Raw genomic sequence first — 19,792 nt, 5'->3', positions numbered from 1 at the left:
TGCGGGACGGCGATACCGCTGGGCAGGACGGCCGCACCCCTGAAGTGTTGTCGCACAAAAGGACGACAAACATCACATGATGCTCGTCGTTGTCTATGTATGGTGCCCGCCGGGCAATTGGCGTTATCGTGAGAAGCTGTTTGCGTTTTGACACGACAGGCAGCGGGATTCAGGGGGTGTCCGGTGCCGGAAGGGCCAGCGCCGCACATGACGGTGCGCCATGCCGGCCGCGAGCTTGCCGTGGACGTCTCCGGTGATCCCGACGGGGTCCCGATCCTGTTGATGCACGGCACCCCGGGCAGCAGGACCGGACCGAAGCCGCGCTCGATCGTGCTCTACCGCATGGGCATCCGGCTGATCACCTACGACAGACCGGGCTACGGCGGATCCGACCGGCACCCGGACCGGCGCGTCGTGGACGCCGCCGACGACGTCAAGGCCATCGCCGACGCGCTCGGCGTGGACCGGCTGGCCGTGGTCGGCCGCTCCGGCGGGGGGCCGCACGCGCTGGCCTGTGCCGCGTCGGACCAGCTCGCCGGACGGATCACCAAGGTCGGGGTGCTGGTGACCCTCGCCCCGCCGAACTCGGCGGGCCTGGACTGGTACCGGGGGATGGGCACGTCCAACCTGGAGGAGCACTCGTCCGACCCGGCGGCGCTCAGCGACGCGCTGATCGAGCGGGCCGAGCACACCCGCCGCGACCCGCAGAGCCTGCTGGACCGCCTCGCGCCCGATCTCACCCCGGCCGACCGCCGGGTCGTCGACGACGTCGCGATCGGCGCCCAGATCAGGGCGAGCTACGCCGAGGGCGTGCGGCCCGGCGCGTATGGCTGGATCGACGACGACCTGGCGTTCCGCTCGCACTGGGGCTTCGACCCGGCCTCGATCAAGCTGCCGGTCCGGCTGTGGCACGGTGCGAAGGACGCGTTCTCCCCGGCGTCGCACGCGCAGTGGCTGGCCAAGCAGATGCCCTTCGCCGAGGCGGTGGTGCAGCAGGACGCGGGGCACTTCAGCGCCGTGGAGATCCTGCCGACGATGCTGCGCTGGCTCGCCACCCCGGAGCATATCGAGGTTTGTTGAATATCGCGGATTTGTAAGGTGACATCACCGCGCGTGCTGCTTATGCTACCTACAACGACCGGCGTTGATATCATAGTCATGCACTTCTATGAGTATCGGCGTCTGTGCGCCGGGCCTGGGGGGACCACATGCAGCAGACCGAAACCGCGTCGAACGCGCCGACCGCCGCCGTCCGTGAGGATGTCGCGGCGCTCGCCGGCCTCCGGGAGACGCCGCTGTCCCAGCTCACGCCCGACCGTGTGAAGGCCGCCGCCGACCGGATCAAGCAGCTGCACCGGCGGCGGGCCGCGGTCCCCGTGGCGAAGTTCAACTCCGGCGTCTAACCACCCGCCGCGGTATGCCGCAGGCCGACGCGATCACCGAATACGTGCTGAAGGTGCACAGCCGGTGTGACCTTCGCTGCGACCACTGCTACGTGTACGTCCACCGGGACCAGACGTGGAGCGACCGGCCGAAGCTCATCGACCCGGCGGTCGCGCACCGGGTCGCCGAGCGCATCGCCGAGCACGCCCGCGCCCACCGGCTGCACCGGGTGCGGGTCGTGCTGCACGGCGGCGAGCCGCTGCTGCTCGGCCCGCGTCGGCTCGACGCGCTGCTCACCGACCTGCGCGAGACGGTCGGCCCGGTGGCCGCGCTCGACCTGGTGCTGCAGTCCAACGGCGTGCAGCTGACCGAGGAGCTGTGCGGCGTCTTCGTGCGGCACGGGGTGCGGGTCGGCATCTCCCTGGACGGCGACGCCGAGGCCAACGACCGCCACCGCCGGTTCGGCTCCGGCGCCAGCAGCCACGCCGCCGTCCTGCGTGCCCTGGAACTGTTGCGCAGGCCCGAGTTCCGGCCGGCGTACGGCGGGATCCTGTGCACCGTCGACGTCGCCAACGACCCCGACCGGGTCTACACCGCGCTGCTGGCCGAGCGACCGCCCCGCATCGACTTCCTCCTGCCGCACGCGACCTGGGACGACCCGCCGCCCCGTCCCGTGTCCACAGTGGATGGCGGCACCCCGTACGCCGACTGGCTGCTGCGCATCTACCACCGCTGGCTGCGCGACGGGCGCCCCGTGCCGGTGCGGCTGTTCGACTCGCTGCGCTCCACGGCCGTCGGCGGCCCCAGCCAGACCGAGTCGGTCGGCCTGGATCCGGTGGCGCTCGTCGTCATCGAGACCGACGGCGCGTGGGAGCAGGCCGACTCGCTCAAGACCGCCTTCCACGGCGCCGCGGGCACCGGCATGTCGGTGTGGACCCACTCGCTGGACGAGGTGGCCGCCCACCCCGACATCGCCGCCCGCCGCGACGGCGCCGCAGAGCTGTGCGCGACCTGCCGGGCCTGCCCGGTGCTGCGCCAGTGCGGTGGCGGGTTGCGGGCCCACCGGTTCCGCACCGGCAGCGGGTTCGACAATCCGTCCGTGTACTGCGCCGACCTCAAGGAGCTGATCCTGTCGATGCGAGCAGAACCTGAGGTCGGCACGGCCCCCGCGACCATGGAGCCGGGCCCGCGGCTCGACGCGCTGCTCGACGACCTCGCGTCCGGAGCGGGATCGGCGGGCACCACGTCGTGGCTGCTGGAGCAGGGGCAGCTGTACGCCAAGGCACTGCTGATGGACGTCGTGGGGTCGCTGTCGCTGCCGGCGCCGCTCGCCGAGGCGTGGCAACTGCTCAACCAGCTCGCCGAGACCGCGCCGGACGCGTTCGGCCGGGTGCTGCGGCAGCCGTGGCTGCGCCAGTGGCTGCTGTCCTGCCTGCCGGACGCGGAGGCGCCCGCCGACCTCGGCTACCTCGCGACCCTCACCGGCGCGGCCGCCGTGCACGCCGGCGCGGACGCGCGGCTGTGGGTGCCGGTCCGCGACGGCCGGGTCCACCTGCCGGGCCTCGGCAGCGCCGTGACCGGCCCGGCGCCCGGCGGCGCCACGCTGCGCGTCACCCCGGACGGCTTCACCGTCACCGCACCGGGCTCGCCGGCGGTCGCCGTGCGCCACGGCCGGGCCGGGGAGCCGCCCGGCTGGCTGCCGGCCCGGCACGCCGGACCCGACGACTGGCCGGTGCTGCTCGACGACCTCGACGCGCACCGCGACTGCCAGGAGTGGCCGGTCGCCGACCGGCTCGACGACGCGGCGGCCCGGGCCTGGGACGCCCGCCTGCGCGGGGCGTGGACCGTCCTGACCCGGGAGGCGCCGGACTACCTGCCGGCACTGCGCGGGGCGGTGCACACCGTCGTCCCGCTGCGCGACGACCCCGCCGGCGAGCAGCGCAGCTCCACGCGGCGCGAGGCGTTCGCCGCCGTCGGGCTCGCGGCGGCCGACGACGCCGCGACCGCCGTGCTGCTCGTCCACGAGCTGCAGCACGTCAAGCTCGGCGCGCTGCTGGACCTGTGCGAGCTCGGCGAGCCCGACAACCTCACCACCGTCACGGTGCCGTGGCGCGACGACGAACGGCCGGTGGAGGCCGCCCTGCAGGGGCTGTACGCGCACCTCGCGGTCGCCGACCTGTGGCGCCGCCGCACCGGTGCCGAGGCGGCCGGCAACTTCCGCCGGTACCGGACCTGGGTCTCGACGGCGGCCGCCGGCCTGCGGCGCACCTCGGCGCTGACCGGCGCGGGCACGCGGTTCGTCGCCGGGATCCAGGCGACCGTGGACGGCTGGCCCGCCCCGGACCCGTGAGACCGGTGCGGGCCGGCCGGGCCGGCCAGGCGCGCCCGGCTGGACGGCCCGCCGATCGCCGACCGAAGCGGGATGGCGGCGCGTCGATCGCTGTGCTTCTCTGGATCCACCAACCGATGACGGACAGGAGCGACGCGTGCCCGAGGTCGAGCCGGACCTGGATGCGACCGCGCCCCTGTTCTTCCTCAGCTACGCGCGGATGACCCGGCTGCGGCGGGGACCGATCGCGCAGCCGGATCCGAACCTGCGGGTCAAGCAGCTGTTCACCGACCTGTCCAGCCACCTCAACAACCTCGTCTACCGGGAGACCGGCGCGGATCCGGGGTTCATGGACCTGGCCATGACCGGTGGTGAGGAGTGGCGCCCGGAGCTGCTGCACGCGGTCGGCACCTGCCAGGTGTTCGTCGCGCTGCTCTCCCCGGCGTACATGAAGAGCGAGTACTGCGCCCTGGAGTGGAACGCGTTCACCGAGCGGCCGATCCACCGGCGGCCCGGCGCACCCGGCCACCACGAGACGTCGGTGATCCCCGTGGTGTGGCTGCCGTCCCAGTCCGGCACGGTCCCGGCGGCCATCAACAAGATCCAGCGGTTCACGCCGCAGCGGCTGCCCGACGAGAACCTCGCCCAGCAGTACGCCGACGAGGGGCTCTACGGCCTGCTCACACTCGGCGCGGAAGGCACCGACGGCATCATCCTGCGCCTCGCCCAGCAGATCCGTGACCTGTGCTGGAGCCACCAGGTGGAGCGGCGGGTCCTGCCGGACACCAAGAACATCTCCCGGACCTTCAGGTAAGGAGGGGCCGTGCATCCCGCGTACCAGGCCGGCGCCACGGGGCAACCCACCGGGCAGACGTACTTCTTCCTCAGCTACGCGCACCTCTCGCCGCTGCAGGGGCTCGCCCCCGACCCCGACCTCGAGGTGCAGCAGTTCTTCGGGGACCTGTCCGCCCAGCTGCGCCCGCTCGTCGGGGCCGCGCCCGAGCACCGGGTCGGCTTCCTGGACACCGAGCTGCCGCCGGGCACCGACTGGAACGAGGCCCGCACGCTGGCACTCAGCGCGGCGCACGTGTTCGTGCCGCTCTACTCCGCGACGTACTTCAAGAACGCGTGGACGCAGAGCGAGCTGGAGTCGTTCCGGGCCCGGCTCAAGGCCACGCCGGTCGCGGGCTCCCACCGGCACATCCAGCCGGTGCTGTGGGACCCGCTGCCGCCGTGGGAGCAGCGCCCGGAGGTCGCCGCGGCGCTCGCCGTCGCCCCGGAGATCGAGGCGTACCAGAAGGACGGGCTGCGCGCCCTGTCCCGCTTCTCGATGTACCGCGACGAGTACCGCAACGTCCTGGCCCGAGTCGCGGCGGAGATCGCCGACGTCGCCACGCACCACCCGCTGCCGCCGTCGCCGGCGCCGCCGCCGACCCCGGAGCCGATCCCCAGGGACCAGGCGCAGTTCGTGGTCGTGGTGGCCGCGCCGGTCCGCGCCGAGGTGTCCTCCGGCGCCGACCCCGAGGACTACACCGACGACGCGACCCAGTGGCGGCCGTTCCACGACGCGGACGCGCTGCCGGCCGCCGAGTACGTCGCGTCGTCAGCCGAACGGCTGAATCTGGCCACGTACGTCACGGACGTGCCGACCGTCGGCAACCTGCTGGACACCCGCCCGGCCGTGCTGCTCATCGACCCGTGGTACATCGACGGCGCGGGACTGGACCGTGAGCTGGCCGGCGTGCTGCGGGTCCTGCCACCGTGGGCGATCCCGGTGATCGCGTTCGACGCCGCGGACCGCCGCACCGCGGATCAGGGGGCCCGGTTGGCCGGGCGGGTGGAAGATATGCTGCAGCAGATGGATCGCCCGCCGGCCAGGCAGCTGCGCGGTCTGGCCGAGTTCGTGTCGGACATGCCCCGGCTGATCAGCGAGGCACGCCGGCAGTATCTGAAGAACGCACCGATGTTCCCCTCGCACCAGCTCCCGTCGCCGCGGCTGCGCCTGCCCACCGGCGACCAGTCGTCCGAGCCCACCTTCTGAGAGCGTGTCGATGATCATGGATCGCAACGGCCAGGTGATCACCTTCTACTCGTTCAAGGGCGGCACCGGCCGGACCATGGCCCTGGCCAACGTCGCCTGGATCCTCGCCGAGCGGGGCATGCGGGTGCTGGTGGCCGACTGGGACCTGGAGTCACCCGGCCTGCACCGGTTCTTCAACCCGTTCCTGGACGCCGCGGCGGTCCGTCAGCACGCCGGCGTCATCGACATGATCCGCGACTTCGAGAACAAGGGCATCAACGCCCAGCAGCCGCGGCAGCTGCCCGACGGCTGGGAGCGGCACTTCGCCAACACCCAGCGCTTCGCGTTCCCGATCCAGTACGACTTCGCCGAGGGCGGCAGCATCGACTTCCTGTCCGCCGGCCGGCAGAACCAGGACTACAAGCCGACCGTCGGCTCGCTGGACTGGGACGTCTTCTACGACAAGCTCGACGGCGGCAAGCTGTTCGACGCGCTGCGCGCCGACATGAAGGCCAACTACGACTACACCCTCATCGACAGCCGCACCGGCCTCAGCGACGTCGCCGACATCTGCACGATCCACCTGCCGGACGTCCTCGTCGACTGCTTCACCTTCAGCGAGCAGGGCATCGACGGCGCCGCGACGGTCGGCCAGGCCGTGAGCGGGCAGTACCAGAACCGCAAGATCCGGGTCCTGCCGGTGCCGATGCGGGTCGACCCCGCCGAGAAGGAGAAGGCCGAGGCCGGGCGCTCGCACGCGATGCTGCGCTTCGCCGGGCTGCCCAGCGGGCTGACCGAGGCCGAGCGCGACCGCTACTGGTTCGACGTCGAGGTGCCCTACCTGGCCTGGTACGCCTACGAGGAGACGCTCGCGACCTTCGGCGACCAGCGCGGGGCGAAGACGTCGCTGCTCACCGCGTACGAGAACATCACCGCGGCGATCACCGACGGCAAGGTCACCTCCATGCCGAAGCTCGACGACGCGCTGCGGATGCGCTGGCGCGAGCGGTTCCAGCGCAAGCAGGTCGTGCGCACCGCCGGGGTCGTGCTGCGGCACGCCCCGCGGGACCAGGTGTGGCACGAGTGGATGGAGCGGCTCCTCGCCGCGATCGGCGTCACCGTGCTCGACCCCGCGCAGGCGGAGCGGTCCGCCCGCCCGCCGCGCTCGCTGATCATCGCGTCGTCGTCCTACGTGGAGGCCGGCCTGCCGCTGGCCGAGGGGGCGCTCGCCGTCTACGTCGACGAGACCCCGCCGCTGCCCGGCATCGCCGCCGATTCCTCGGTGTTCCTGTCCGGCCTGCCGGCCCGGGAGGCCATCGCGAAGATCACCGCGCTGCTGGGCCGGCCGGCCCTGGACGCCGGCGCGAACCCCGACGGCGTCGCCGGCCGCTACCCGGGCCGCGGCCCGGACGTCACCAACGCGCCGGTCGCCAACGTCCAGTTCACCGGCCGCGACGCGACGCTCAACGCGCTGCGCGTGGCGCTGCGCCAGTCCCGTCCCGGGGCGCCGGCGCTGGCCGTGCTGTACGGGCTCGGCGGCGTCGGCAAGACCCAGGTGGCGCTGGAGTACGTGCACCGCTTCGGCGCCGCCTACGACCTCGTCTACTGGATCAACGCCGAGCCCAAGGTGCTCATCGACACCGCCTTCGCCGACCTCGGCGAGCGCATGGGCCTGCCCCGCCAGCAGAACGTGGAGCTGGGCATCCGCGCCGTGCAGGAGGCGCTGAGCCGCACCACCGAGTACGCCCGCTGGCTGATCGTCTTCGACAACGTCGACGAGTTCGCCGACATCGAGCGCTTCCTGCCCTCCGGCGGCCACGGCCACGTGATCGCCACGACCCGCAACCAGACCTGGGGCGACAGCGCCGAGGCGATCGCTGTCGACGTGTTCACCCGCGAGGAGAGCAAGGCGCACCTGCGCCGCCGCGTCAAGACCATCTCCGACGCGGAGGCCGGCCAGATCGCCGAGCTGCTCGGCGACCTGCCGATCGCGGTCGCGGTCGGCGGCGCGCTGCTGGCCTCCAGCGGCACGACCCCGGCGCAGTACCGCGAGCAGATCGCCGCCGGCGAGACCGACGCCACGGTCAACGCGGTGTGGGACGTGTCGCTCAACCAGCTCGAGGAGAGCTCGCCCGCCGCCTACCGGCTGCTGGAGATCTGCTCCGTGCTCGCCCCCGACATCGCCCTGGACCTGCTGAACAACAACGCGATGCTCGACCTGCTGCGCCGCGTCGACGCGACCCTGCTGCGCCGCCCCAGCGCCGCCAAGCTCATCCAGCAGCTCAACCGGCTGGCCCTGCTCAAGCTCGACAACGGCGCCCGCCGCATCCAGGTGCACCGGATCCTGCAGAACGTCGTGCGCGGCCGGATGTCGCCGGAGCGGGTCGAGGAGACGCAACGCGACGTGCTGCGGGTCTTCGTCGCCGTGCGGCCCGAGGACGACGTGGACAACGCGACCACCTGGGACCGGTACCGGATGCTCTGGCCGCACCTGGCGGAGTCGCGGACCGGGTCGCTGTTCGAGATCGCGCTGGCCTCCGACGAGCCGGCCGTGCTGGAGCTGATGGTCGACCGCATCCGGTACGTGTGGATCCGCGGCTCCGTCGACCAGAGCCACGCCCTGGCCAAGCGGATCGAGGCGGCGTGGCGGACCCGGCTGCAGGCCACCACGGACCCGGCGGCACGGGAGCGGCTGCTGGTGCCGCTGCTGCGGGCGCAGTTCAACCACGCCAACGCGCTGCGCGAGCTCGGCCGGGTCCAGGAGGCGCTCGCCCTGGACACCGAGACGCTGCGCCAGCAGACCGACCTGCTCGGCGAGGCCGGCGCCGACACCCTGATGACGGCCGGCGGCCTCGGTGCCGACCTGCGCGCCCTCGGCCACTACGGGCAGGCGATGGAGCGCGACCGCACCACGTTCGCGACCTGGTCGCAGGAGTACGGCGAGGAGTACCCGCGGACCCTGGCCGCGCAGCACAACCTGGCCTCGTCGCTGCGCCTCGCCGGGCACTTCGACCTCGCCCGGGAGCAGGACGAGCTGGTGATCCAGCGCCGCGAGCGGGTCCTGGGCCGCCGCACGTTCTTCACCCTGTTCTCGCAGGGCTCCCTCGCCCGGGACCTGCGCGAGCTCGGCGACTACGACCGGTCCATCGCGCTGCTCAACGAGGTCGTGGCCGGCTACACCGACATCCGGGGCACGGAGTCGGTGTGGACCCTCGGGGCCCGGGTCAACCTCGCCGTGTCGATCCGCAGCGCCGGCCGGGCCGGTGACGCCCAGCCGATCCTGGACGAGTGCTACGAGGCCCTGGATCGCCAGTTCGGCGCGGAGCACCCGGAGACCCTCGCCTGCCGGCTGAGCCGCGCGACCAACCTGCTGTCGGTGGGGCGGATCGACACGGCGCGGGCCGAGACGGAGGCGGTGCGCACCGAGTACACCCGGCTGCTCGGCTCCACGCATCCGCACACCCTCGTCTGCGACAACAACCTGTCCGCGATCGAGCGGGCGCGCGGCGACCTCGACGCCGCCCTGGCGGCCGCGGAGGCGGCCTGCGCCGGGCTCACCGACGCCCTCCACGACCGGCACCCGTTTCTCCTCGCGGCACGGATGAACCGGGCGATCATCCTGCACGAGCAGGACCGCGCCGAGGAGGCGGTGGCGATCGCCGGCCCGGTCGCGGCCCTGACCGCGGAGGTGCTCGGCGCCAGGCACCCCGACGCGCTGCGGGCCCGCGCGAACGCCACCCTGATGGAGCCGGCCGACGGCACCAGGGCCGCCGACCCGCAGGTCGTCGCCGACCTCGCCGCCGCCCTCGGCGAGGCGCACCCGGCGGTCAAGGCGCTGCAGGAGGGCCGGTTCCTGCACCGGGTCCTGGACCCGCACCCGATCTGACCCGCCGCGCCCGCCGGTCCGCGCTCAGCGGACCGGCGGGCCGGTGAGCAGCTCGCGCAGCCGGCCGCGCTGGATCTGGCCGGTCGCCGGGGTCCGCGGGATCGTCGCCGCCGTCGCGACCCGGCGGGGCACCTTGAACCCGGCGAGCCGGCCGTCCACATGGGAGCGGACCTGCGCCACCGTCGGCGGTGGGGCGCCGTCGGGCAGGACGAACACCGCGCACACGACCTCGCCCCAGGTGGCGTCGGGCAGGCCGACGACCGCGACGTCGAGGACGCCCGGCAGGTCACGCAGCGCGTGCTCGACCTCGGCGGGGCCGACGGACTCGCCGCCGGTGCGGATGACCTCGCGGGTGCGGCCGGTCAGGAACAGGTAGCCCTCCTCGTCGAGGTGGCCGAGGTCGCCGGAGCGGTACTCGCCGGTGAGCGGGGCGGCGCCGAGGTAGCCGTCCATGAGGGCGGGGCCCGCGACGCAGACCTCGCCGTCGGCGGCCAGCCACAGCGCGTTCGGGGTCGCGGGCCGCCCGACGCTGCCGGGCTTGCGGGCCAGGTCGTGGTCGTGCAGGGCGGCCATCCGCCCGGCCTCGGTGGAGCCGTACAGGATGGTCGTGGTCGTGCCGGGGAGCCGGGCCTTGATCCGCTCGACGAGGTCGGCCGCGACGGCGGAGGTGCCCGTGTCGGCGTGCAGCAGCGAGCGCAGGTCGGCGCGGTGGTGCTCGGGGTCCAGCAGCCGCTCCCAGACGGCCGGGATGCAGTACAGCGCCGAGGGGCGCCGCCGCTGGACCACGTCGATCACGGAGCCGGCGTCGGCGCGGGGGACCAGGTGCACGGCGGTGCGGTGCTGCCAGGCCTCCATCACGTAGTGCCAGCCGCCGTAGTGGTACAGGGGGAACGTGCACACCACGCCGCCGGGGCCGCGCAGGCCGCTGGTGAACGTGCCGCCGCCCGGTGCCGACCGCAGCCAGCTCGCCCGATGGCTGACCAGCGCGCCCTTCGGCGTGCCGGTGCTGCCGCTGGTGAGGTAGACGATGTGCGGGGCGCGGTCGTCGACCGGCCGGCGCGCGAAGGTGCTCGCGCCGCCGTCCAGCGTCGCGTGGTGTACGACGTCCGCCTCCCGCCACCGCTGGTCCGACAGCACGAGCCGCGGGTCCAGATACCGCCGGACGGCGTCGCGCTCGGGCTCCGGCAGCCCGGGGTTGAGCGGGGCGAACACGGCGCCGAGCCGGGCGCAGGCGACGAACACGTCCAGCGAGCGCAGGGTCAGCGCGGCGCACCACAGCACGACGTCACCGGCGCCGACGCCGTGCCCGGCGAGGGCGTTCGCGGTCCGGTTGGCGGCCGTGTCGAGCTCGGCGAACGTCAGCGCGTCGGGACCGAGGGTGGCGGCCGTCTGCCGGGGCACGGTCAGCGCGGCGAGGGTCACGATGTCCCCGATGAGCAGGCTCATGACCATCCCCACGGGCCGACGGTGACCTGGGCCGGGCCGGCCGCGCCGTGGGCGGCCTTGTCGCGGGTGATGTCCAGGGCCTTCGGCAGCGCGTCCACGCCGTCGAGGCGGTGGGTGACGAGGCGGTCGACGTCCACGTCGCCGCGGCGGATGAGCCGCAGCGCCTGCTCGAAGGCGCCACCGCCGGGGGAGTAGCCGCCCGCGCCGGAGCGCGGGTGCAGCAGCGCCACCGCCCGCTCCCGGAGCAGGCCCAGCGGCGCGGTCGCCCGCCGGGGCAGGACCGCGACCATGACGATCCGCCCGCCCCGGCGCACGCAGCGGGCGGCGAGCTCCAGCGTGGACGTGCCGGCCAGGCCCGCGCCCGGGGTGCCGCCGGCGGTCTCGAACACCACGTCGGCGCCGATGCCGCCGGTCGCGTCGAGGACCGCGGGGAGCACGTCGTCGGCCGCGTCGAGGACCAGGTCGGCGCCCGCCTCGAGGGCCAGGCGCCGCTTGGCGGGGCTGCGGCCGGTGACGATGATCTGGCCGGCGCCCCCGTGCCGGGCGACCTGCGTGTGCAGCACGCCCATGACGCCGGCGCCGAGGATCAGGACGCTGTCGCCGGGCCGGACCTCGGCGATCGCGTGCCCGTGCAGCGCCCCGGCGAGGGGTTGCACGGCGGCGGCCTGCGACGCGGTGACCCCGTCCGGCACCGCGACGAGCGACGTGGCGGGCACGGCGACCTTCTCGGCGAACGCGCCGGGCCGGGTGAAGCCGAGGACCGCCGGGGACGGGCAGGCGTCGGGCCGGTCCCGCCGGCAGGCGGCGCACGCCCGGCAGGCCGCGGTCTCCACGGCCGTCACCCGGGTCCCCGGCGGGAACGGTCCGGGACCGTTGACGACGCCGGCGAACTCGTGGCCGCCGAAGCGGGTCGGGCCGGCCGCGAGCCGGGCGGCGAGCACGTCGTGCATGGCGACCGGGTCGCCGGCGATCAGCATGCACTCCGTGACGCTCGGCTGGACGCAGGCGACGTCGACGACGACCTCGTCCGGCCCGGGGACCGGGTCCGGGACCTCCTCGACGGTGGCGTCGCCGAAGCCACGCAGTACCAAAGCCCGCATCTGCTGCTCTCCTCGACCGCTTGACGGTGCGATCAGATTTTGTATTCAATATTCAAATCTCGTCAAGGGAGGCACGGATGGAGCGGGAGCTCATCGTCACCGGGGTCGGCGGGCAGGGCATCCAGCTCCTCGCCAAGACCCTCGCCCTCGCCGCCACCCGGGAGGGCCGCTACGCGATGCTCGCCGCGGACTACGGCGGCGAGATGCGCGGCGGACCGTCCAAGGCCGGCGTCGTCGTCGGCGACGCGCCGCTGCGGGCCCTGCCGATCCTGCCGTCGGCCTGGTCGGCGATCTTCGCCCACCACCGCTTCGCCGAGGGCGTGCAGGACCGGGTGCGCACCGGCGGCATCGTCGTGGCCAACACCCCGCTCGTCGACCCCGACGGCTTCCGCGCCGACCTGCGCGTCTTCGAGGTCGACGCGATGGGCACCGCCAAGGCGGTCGAGGCGCCGCAGGCGTCCGGGTTCGTGCTGCTCGGTGCCTACAACGCCCTGACGGCGATGGTCGAGCCGGCGTCGCTGACCGCGGCGATGGAGGAGCTGCTGCCGCCGTACCGGCGCCAGCACGCGCCCGCGAACGCCCGGGCCATCGAGGCCGGCGCCGCGGCGGTGGCGGGGGTGGCCGCATGACGCTGCAGCTGCTGGAGGGCGGCGCCGCCATGGCCGAGGCCGCGATCGCCGCCGGGTGCCGGTTCTTCACCGGCTACCCGATGTCACCGTTCACCGGCCTGCTGGAGGAGATGTCCCGGCGGCTGCCGGCGGCCGGCGGGGTGTGCCTCAACGCCGAGAGCGAGATCGAGGGCGTCAACATGACCCTCGGCGCCGCCGCCGCCGGGGCACGCGCGGCGACCGGCTCGTGCGGGCAGGGCATCGCGCTCATGCAGGAGGCGATCGCCGAGGCCGCGCTCAACGAGACCCCGTTCGTGGTGTTCAACCTGGCCCGCAACCAGCAGGACTACTTCCAGGCCACCCGCGGCGGCGGGTGGGGCGACTACCGCACCATCACCCTCGCCCCGAAGGACATCCCGGAGGCGGTCGAGCACACCCAGCTGCTGTTCCACCTCGCCGACAAGCACCGTGCGCCGGTGATGCTGTACGGCGACCCGCTGCTCGCGCAGACCCGCGTCGGGGTCGACGTCCAGCCGCTGGACTTCGGCCCGCTGCCGGAGAAGAACTGGGCGCTGGACGGCACCGGTGGCGGCACCGGCCGCAGCCGCCAGATCTGGACCTGGGCCATGGGCAAGGCGAACGACCCCGGCCCCGGCCCCGACGGGCACTGGCGCGCCATCGCCGACAAGTTCGACCGGATCGCCGCGCTCGAGCAGCGCCACGAGGAGTCCATGGTGGACGACGCCGAGACCGTCGTGGTCGCGTTCGGCACCGCGGCGAAGTTCGTCGAGCACGTCGTGGAAGGGCTGCGCGCCGAGGGGCACCGCATCGGCTGGTTCCGCCCCGTCACGCTGTGGCCGTTCCCCGGCGCGGCACTGCGCCGGGCCACCACCGGCGCCCGCAACGTCCTGGTGTTCGAGCTCAACGCCGGGCAGATGCTCGACGACGTGCGCATCCACGCCGCCGACCGCGACGCCGTCCGGTTCGTCGGCGGGGTCAGCATCGCCGAGTCCGGCCTGTCCTACGGCCCGCTGCTCGACGCCCCCGTGATCCGCGAGCGAATCCTAGGTGCGACATGATCATCGACACGTCCGGCCCGCCGGTCGTCCCCGCGAAGCAGGTCGCCGACTTCAAGCCCAGCCTGCTGCTCGGCGAGCACTCGCTGTGCCCCGGCTGCGGTGAGCCGGTCGCCCTGCGCATCCTGCTGGAGGTGCTGCAGGAGCTGGACATTGTGCAGCGCAGCATCGGCGTCGTCGGGCACGGCTGCTACGGCAGCTTCGTGCGCATCATGGACGTCGACGTGCTGCAGTGCCTGCACGGCCGGGCGCCCGCCTGCGCCACCGGCATCAAGCGGGTCCGCCCAGGGGTCGCCGTGTTCACCCTGCAGGGCGACGGCGACATGGCCAACGAGGGCCTGCAGGAGGTGCTGCACGCCGCCGCCCGCGGTGAGAACATCACCTGCGTGATGCTCAACAACGGGGTCTTCGGCGACACCGGCGGCCAGCAGACCGCCACCACCGTGCTCGGCCAGCGCACCAAGACCAGCATCGACGGCCGCGACCCCGAGGCGCACGGCTACCCGATCCCGGTCGCCGACCTCGTCGCGTCGCTGCGCGGCACCGCCTACGTGGCGCGCGGCGCCGTGTCCACCGCCGCCGGCGTGCTGCAGGCCAAGCGGATGCTGCGCAAGGCGTTCCAGGCGCAGCTGGACGGCGCCGGCTTCAGCCTGGTGGAGATCCTCACCATGTGCCCCACCGGCTGGTTCGTCCCGACCGCCGAGGGCCCGGCCTACCAGCAGGGCACGATGGAGCAGACGTACGGCATCGGCGAGCTGGTGACCCGGTGAAGCTGCAGCGCGCCAACACCAGCGAGGCGGTCGCCGCGCACGTGCTGGACCTGCTGTTCGCCGGCGAGCTGCGCAGCGGCCAGCGCCTGGACCTCGACGAGATCGCCGAGACGCTCGGGGTCAGCCGGGTGCCGGTGCGCGAGGGCCTCATCCAGCTCGAACGCGACGGCCTGGTGGAGCGCGCCCACTACCGGCGGGCGTTCGTCGGCGAGTTCGACGACGCCACCGTGCGGGAGGCGTTCGAGCTGTACGGCATGCTCAGCGCGCTCACCAACCGCCGCGTCGCGGCCCGCCGCGACCCGGCGGTCCTGGAGGCCCTGGAGAAGCTCGACGAGCGGCTCGCCGGCTGCGACGACCCGGCCGAGTTCGAGTCCATCGCCCGCGAGTTCCGCCGGGTCGTCAACGTCGCCGGGGCGCGCAGCCACCTGCGGGCGCTGCTGCGCACGTTCAGCGGCCTGGTCCCGGCCGCGGCCCGCTTCTCCATCGACGACGCGCTGCCCGCCGAGCGGGCCGCGCTGCACGCCGAGTACGCCGCCATCCGCGACGGCGACGTCGAGGCCGCCGGCGCGGCCGCCCTGGCCCACCTGCGCCTCACCGCGGACAACGCCGTCGCCGCGCTGCGCCGCCGTGGGGTCTTCCCACCCTCCGATGAGGACAGTGCCGAGTGGACGGACGCGGCGGCCGTCCTGAAGGGAGCGCGGGCATGAGCGGGTCGCCGCGCGGCGAGGGGCCGCGAAGCATGAGCCGCGGCACGTTGGTCATCGACACGGAGCGTTGCAAGGGCTGCGAGCTGTGCCTTGCCGCCTGCCCGCCCGACGTGCTGAGCATGTCGGCGACGGTCAACGAGCAGGGCTACCGGTACCCGGAGCTGCACGACGGCTGCACCGGCTGCACCGCCTGCCAGATCGTGTGCCCCGACTTCGTCTTCGCGGTCTACCGGTTCACCCCGCCGCCGGCGTGACGGCGGGGTGAACCGGCGGACGGTCAGTTCGCGGAGTTGGCGCTGATCAGGAAGCCGGTGTCCACCCGGGCGCCGCCGCTGTCGTAGCAGGCGACGTCGCGCACGATGATGTCGGTCGGGGTGTGCGCCCACGGCGCGAGCAGGTTGCAGAAGGCCGACGTGCCGCCGGCCGCGGTCACCTGGATGTTGTCGGGCAGCACGGCCAGCCGCGGGAACGTGACGAGCGACAGACCCGTGCCCACGCCCAGGAGGGTGTTCGCGCCGAAGCCGAGCTGCGAGTTGAAGTTGGTGGTCGGCGGCCCCACCGGCGGGCGGAGCCACAGGTACCCGAAGTACTTCGGCGGCCACCCGGCGCCCCACAGCGACTGGTTGTACTGGTACGTCAGGGTGAACCGGGTCTTGAACGGCGCGCCGGTCGAGGTGAAGCAGGCGACGTAGGCGACCTGGCCGCCCGGGCCGGAGGTCCAGTTGCGCACCTTGCAGCGGGCGGGCGTGCCGTTGACCGCGGTCACCTGCAGGCCGCCGTCGATCGCGCCGGCGGTGCTCAGGCCGGGCAGCTTCACCTCGTACAGGCCGCCGCCGAGCGGGGTGACGCCGTTGAGCGCGCCGACGGAGTTGTACTGGTCGACCATCGTGCCGGTCGAGTCGTCGAAGTCGACGTAGCCGAACTCGCCGTTGATCGGGCCGGACGGGCCGGAGCTCGCCTCGAACACGGCGCTGAACGCGGTCGGCACGAGCGCGCCGCCGGGCTGCGAGCACAGCACGACGGCGATCTCGTCCAGCCCGGACGGACCCCACTTGACCGCCTGGCAGAAGCGCGGCCCCGAGTTGACGGCGGTCACGTGGACGACGCCGCCCTTGGCGGCCTGACCGGGGAACTTGATCGTGTAGACGCCGGCCGGGCCGGCGGCGACCGAGGTCGCGGCGGGCCAGGTCCCGGACGGGACGGTGGCGGCACCGTTCCACAGCACGAACCCGTGGGCGTCGGGCAGCGCAGCGGCGGCGGGCGAACCGGTCGCGGCGACGCCGGCGACCGTGACGAGCAACGCGGCGACCAGTACGCGGAGGAGTCTGCGCACGTGGGCCCCCCTTCTGGCGGAAAGGAGCGGACATGACCCCCGAAGACAATCACGCCCATCGATTGAGTGGCTCCGCTGCGACGCGATGCCGACAGTGCCGACCTCCCGCCCGGCCCGGGTCGCGCAAAAACAACCAAGCGATTGCTTGATTTGGTGGTGCCGGCGCGCTTAATCTTCTAAAAGATTTGGAGGTGAGCCGTGACACTCACGACAGCGCCGCCCGGCTCGACGGACGCGCCCCTGCGCGACGGCGGGACCGCCACCTGGTCGCCGCGGATCAGCCCGCCGATCGGGGTCGACCTCACCGAACGGCAGGCCCTGGCCTGTGCGTTCCGCATCCTCGGGCACAGCGGCTTCAGCGAGAACATCGCCGGGCACATCACCATGGTCAGAAGCGACGGCCCTGCCGACGGCCCCGACGGCGCCATGTGGGTCAACCCGTGGGGCCTGTGGTGGGAGGAGATCGCGGCGTCGGACCTGTGCGTGGTCGACCGGGACGGCACCGTCCTGGAGGGCCGGTGGGACGTCACCCCGGCCATCCACATCCACACCGAGCTGCACCGCGTGCGCCCCGACGCCCGGGTCGTCGTGCACAACCATCCCTACTACGTGACCGTGCTCGCCGCGATCGGTGTGCTGCCGCAGATCGTGCACCAGACCGGGTGCATGTACGACGGTGACCTCGCCCTCGTGCACGAGTACACCGGCGAGGTCGACGACGCCGCGCTCGGCGCCGACCTGGCCCGCCGCATCGGCGACAGCTCCGTGGTCATCCTCGCCAGCCACGGCATCATCGTCACCGCCCCGACGATCCAGGAGGCGACCTACCGCTCGGCGAGCATCGACCGGGCCTGCCGCCTCGCCTACGACGTGATGCTGCTGGGCCGTGACCCGCTGCAGATCGCTCCCGGGCTGCGGCACGGGATGAAGAAGTCGCTGCTGGAGCGCGGCACCGACGTGTTCTGGGCCGGCGCCGTGCGCTCCCTGCTGCGCCGCGAACCCGACGTACTCGACTGAAGGGCACCGCCAATGGCATCGATCGACGAGCTGCTGCAGAACACGGCGTTCACCGTCGCCGACCGGTCGAAGGTGACGTTCCTGCCGGACCCGCCCCGGCAGCCGCGCAAGTACACGTTCATCTCCGTCGACGACCACATCGTCGAGCCGCCCGACGCGTTCGACGGCCGGATGCCGGCGAAGTTCGCCGAGCAGACCCCGCGGGTCGTCGAGCGGGACGGCAGCCACGTGTGGATCTACGACGGCAAGGAGTTCCCGAACGTCGGCTTCAACGCCGTCGTCGGCCGGCCCGTCGACGAGTACAGCATGGAGCCGAGCCGCTTCGACGACATGCGCCGCGGCTCCTGGGACATCCACGAACGCATCAAGGACATGGACCTCAGCGGCGTGTACGCCTCGCTGTGCTTCCCGTCGTTCCTGCCGGGCTTCGCCGGGCAGCGGCTGCAACTGTCCACGAAGGACACCGAGCTGGCGCTGGCCGCGACCCGCGCCTGGAACGACTGGAACATCGAGGCGTGGTCCGGCGCGTACCCGGACCGGATGATCCCGTGCCAGCTGCCGTACTTCCTGGACCCCGAGGTCGGCGCGCGGGAGATCTACCGCAACGCCGAACGCGGCTTCAAGGCCGTCACCTTCACCGAGGCGCCGCACCTGCTGGGCATGCCGTCGCTGCACACCGGGCACTGGGACCCGATCATGCGCGCCTGCGAGGAGACCGGCGCCGTCATCAACCTGCACATCGGCTCGTCCGGCACGTCACCGTCGACGGCGCCGGACGCCCCGCCGGACGTCGTCGGCGTGCTGTTCTTCGGGTACTCGATGTTCTCCGCGGTGGACTGGCTGTACTCCCGCATCCCGGTCCGGTTCCCCGACATCAAGATCGTGCTGTCGGAGGGCGGCATCGGCTGGGTGCCCGGCCTCGTCGACCGGCTCAACCACATGCTCAGCTACCACCAGATGTACGGCACCTGGCAGGGCATCGAGCTCACCCCCGCCGAGGTGCTGCTGCGCAACTTCTACTTCTGCGCCGTGGAGGACCCGTCGTCGTTCGCGCTGCGCGACGTCATCGGCGTCGACCACATCTTCCTCGAGCAGGACTACCCGCACTGCGACTCGACCTGGCCGCACACCCAGCGCACCATCGAGGAGGAGATCGGCGGGCTGCCCGAGGCCGACGTGCGCAAGATGACCTGGGAGAACGCCTCCCGGGTGTACCGGCACCCGGTGCCACCCGCGGTCCAGGCCGACCCGGACGCTTACTAAACTGCCGGAGCCATGACCGATGCACCGCGGGGCGACCGGCTCGCCGAGCAGGTGGCCGATCACATCCGCGGGCAGATCCTGCGCGGTGAGCTCGCCGACGGCGCGCCGCTGCCCAAGTCCGAGGAGCTCATCCAGCGGTATCCGGTGAGCATGCCGACGTTCCGCGAGGCGATGCGCATCCTGGAGGCCGAAGGGCTCATCACGGTGCGCCGGGGGCGCCTCGGCGGGGCCGTGGTGCACCGCCCGTCGGCCGCCAACCTCGGCTACAACCTCGGCCTCGTCCTCGCCGCCCAGCACACGGACATCGACGACGTCGCCACCGCGCTGCGCCACGTCGAGCCGGCCTGCGCCGCCCTGTGCGCCGGCCGGCCCGACCGCGCCGAGACCGTCGTGCCGGCGCTGCGGGCGCTGCACGAGGAGTACCTCGCCCGCATCGACGACCTGGTCGAGGTCGTCGGCGTGTCCCGCCGCTTCCACGAGGCCCTGGTGAGCCTGTGCGGCAACCCGCCGCTCATCGTGCTCGCCGGGGCCCTGGAAGCGCTGTGGTCCAGCCACGAGCAGGACTGGGCCACCCGGATCCGGGAGACCACCGGGGTGCCGCTGCGCGTGCGCCGCGCCGCCGGCGAGACCCACGGGCGCATCCTCGCCCTCATCGAGCGCGGCGCCGCCGACGAGGTGCACCGGCTGGTCACCGAGCACCTCACCGACGCGCAGCGCAACCCCAGCCCGGCCGGCCCCTCGGCCGTGATCGACGCCGCCCTCATCCGCCGCCGGCCGCAGCCGTAGTCTTTCGAAAAGTGGTCCGATCCGCGGCCTCCGGCGCCACCATGCTGTGCGGAGGACGTGACGTCGGC

At 73.3% G+C, this 19,792-nt stretch carries 17 protein-coding genes; 14 read left to right on the top strand and 3 right to left on the bottom strand.

Annotated elements, in window-relative coordinates; translation table 11 throughout:
- Positions 1–207 precede the first annotated feature (207 nt).
- The 6 genes from OP18_RS04565 (at position 208) to fxsT (ending at position 9,618) form a co-directional block, all read left to right on the top strand.
- Entirely contained in the window at positions 208–1,080 is an 873-nt protein-coding gene (locus tag OP18_RS04565; RefSeq protein WP_033357422.1) for an alpha/beta fold hydrolase, read from the top strand.
- Between the two features lie 128 nt (positions 1,081–1,208).
- A complete protein-coding gene (locus tag OP18_RS04560; RefSeq protein WP_156089294.1) occupies positions 1,209–1,403 on the top strand; it encodes a hypothetical protein in 195 nt (64 codons plus the stop codon).
- Between the two features lie 14 nt (positions 1,404–1,417).
- A complete protein-coding gene (locus OP18_RS04555) occupies positions 1,418–3,733 on the top strand; it encodes an FxsB family cyclophane-forming radical SAM/SPASM peptide maturase (protein ID WP_033357420.1) in 2,316 nt (771 codons plus the stop codon).
- 136 nt (positions 3,734–3,869) lie between these two features.
- Positions 3,870–4,526, top strand: a complete 657-nt coding sequence (locus OP18_RS04550; protein WP_033357419.1) for a TIR-like protein FxsC — start codon at positions 3,870–3,872, stop codon at positions 4,524–4,526.
- A 9-nt stretch (positions 4,527–4,535) separates the two neighbouring features.
- Positions 4,536–5,753 carry a TIR-like protein FxsC gene (locus tag OP18_RS04545; RefSeq protein ID WP_033357418.1) on the top strand — a complete coding sequence of 406 codons (1,218 nt, stop codon included), beginning with the start codon at positions 4,536–4,538 and terminating at the stop codon, positions 5,751–5,753.
- Between the two features lie 16 nt (positions 5,754–5,769).
- On the top strand, positions 5,770–9,618 hold the full coding sequence (gene fxsT, locus OP18_RS04540; protein ID WP_052386225.1) for an FxSxx-COOH system tetratricopeptide repeat protein: 3,849 nt from the start codon (positions 5,770–5,772) through the stop codon (positions 9,616–9,618).
- Between the two features lie 24 nt (positions 9,619–9,642).
- On the opposite strand, the gene OP18_RS04535 is transcribed toward fxsT, so the two are convergent.
- Both OP18_RS04535 and OP18_RS04530 read right to left on the bottom strand, forming a co-directional pair.
- A complete protein-coding gene (locus tag OP18_RS04535; protein ID WP_033357416.1) occupies positions 9,643–11,064 on the bottom strand; it encodes a class I adenylate-forming enzyme family protein in 1,422 nt (473 codons plus the stop codon).
- A complete protein-coding gene (locus OP18_RS04530) occupies positions 11,061–12,164 on the bottom strand; it encodes a zinc-dependent alcohol dehydrogenase (protein WP_081970350.1) in 1,104 nt (367 codons plus the stop codon). Before OP18_RS04530 ends, OP18_RS04535 begins: the two co-directional genes overlap by 4 nt.
- 77 nt (positions 12,165–12,241) lie before the next feature.
- Between OP18_RS04530 and OP18_RS04525 the strand changes: the two genes are divergently transcribed.
- From OP18_RS04525 to OP18_RS04505, 5 genes are read left to right on the top strand one after another with little or no spacing between them, the layout of a single operon-like run.
- A complete protein-coding gene (locus OP18_RS04525) occupies positions 12,242–12,793 on the top strand; it encodes a 2-oxoacid:ferredoxin oxidoreductase subunit gamma family protein (RefSeq protein WP_033357415.1) in 552 nt (183 codons plus the stop codon).
- Positions 12,790–13,851, top strand: coding sequence for a hypothetical protein (locus OP18_RS04520; protein ID WP_033357414.1), 1,062 nt, complete (start codon positions 12,790–12,792; stop codon positions 13,849–13,851). The genes OP18_RS04525 and OP18_RS04520 overlap by 4 nt, the downstream gene beginning before the upstream one ends.
- A complete protein-coding gene (locus tag OP18_RS04515; RefSeq protein WP_052386223.1) occupies positions 13,848–14,618 on the top strand; it encodes a thiamine pyrophosphate-dependent enzyme in 771 nt (256 codons plus the stop codon). Before OP18_RS04520 ends, OP18_RS04515 begins: the two co-directional genes overlap by 4 nt.
- Positions 14,615–15,325 (top strand): GntR family transcriptional regulator, encoded by a 711-nt coding sequence (locus OP18_RS04510; RefSeq protein ID WP_052386222.1) that lies wholly within the window; start codon positions 14,615–14,617, stop codon positions 15,323–15,325. Before OP18_RS04515 ends, OP18_RS04510 begins: the two co-directional genes overlap by 4 nt.
- On the top strand, positions 15,322–15,579 hold the full coding sequence (locus OP18_RS04505; protein WP_245635254.1) for a 4Fe-4S dicluster domain-containing protein: 258 nt from the start codon (positions 15,322–15,324) through the stop codon (positions 15,577–15,579). Before OP18_RS04510 ends, OP18_RS04505 begins: the two co-directional genes overlap by 4 nt.
- Positions 15,580–15,602: 23 nt before the next feature.
- On the opposite strand, the gene OP18_RS04500 is transcribed toward OP18_RS04505, so the two are convergent.
- Positions 15,603–16,658 carry a hypothetical protein gene (locus OP18_RS04500; RefSeq protein WP_052386221.1) on the bottom strand — a complete coding sequence of 352 codons (1,056 nt, stop codon included), beginning with the start codon at positions 16,656–16,658 and terminating at the stop codon, positions 15,603–15,605.
- 198 nt (positions 16,659–16,856) lie between these two features.
- Here OP18_RS04500 and OP18_RS04495 point away from each other — a divergent pair, with 198 nt between their 5' ends.
- Genes OP18_RS04495 through OP18_RS04485 form a run of 3 tightly spaced genes read left to right on the top strand, consistent with a single transcriptional unit; the run spans position 16,857 to position 19,724 of the window.
- The gene (locus OP18_RS04495) at positions 16,857–17,675 is read left to right on the top strand and encodes a class II aldolase/adducin family protein (RefSeq protein ID WP_081970346.1); all 819 of its coding nucleotides are present in this window, start codon (positions 16,857–16,859) and stop codon (positions 17,673–17,675) included.
- A 12-nt stretch (positions 17,676–17,687) separates the two neighbouring features.
- Positions 17,688–18,938 (top strand): amidohydrolase family protein, encoded by a 1,251-nt coding sequence (locus tag OP18_RS04490; protein ID WP_033357412.1) that lies wholly within the window; start codon positions 17,688–17,690, stop codon positions 18,936–18,938.
- Between the two features lie 12 nt (positions 18,939–18,950).
- Complete coding sequence (locus OP18_RS04485; protein ID WP_033357411.1) at positions 18,951–19,724, top strand: FadR/GntR family transcriptional regulator; 774 nt, start codon at positions 18,951–18,953, stop codon at positions 19,722–19,724.
- The last annotated feature ends 68 nt before the right edge of the window (positions 19,725–19,792 follow it).

It is taken from the genome of Dactylosporangium aurantiacum (assembly GCF_000716715.1).
Taxonomy (GTDB): Bacteria; Actinomycetota; Actinomycetes; order Mycobacteriales; family Micromonosporaceae; genus Dactylosporangium; species Dactylosporangium aurantiacum.
Note: the sequence above shows the minus strand (reverse complement) of the source record. Positions and strands in the feature narration are given on the sequence as shown.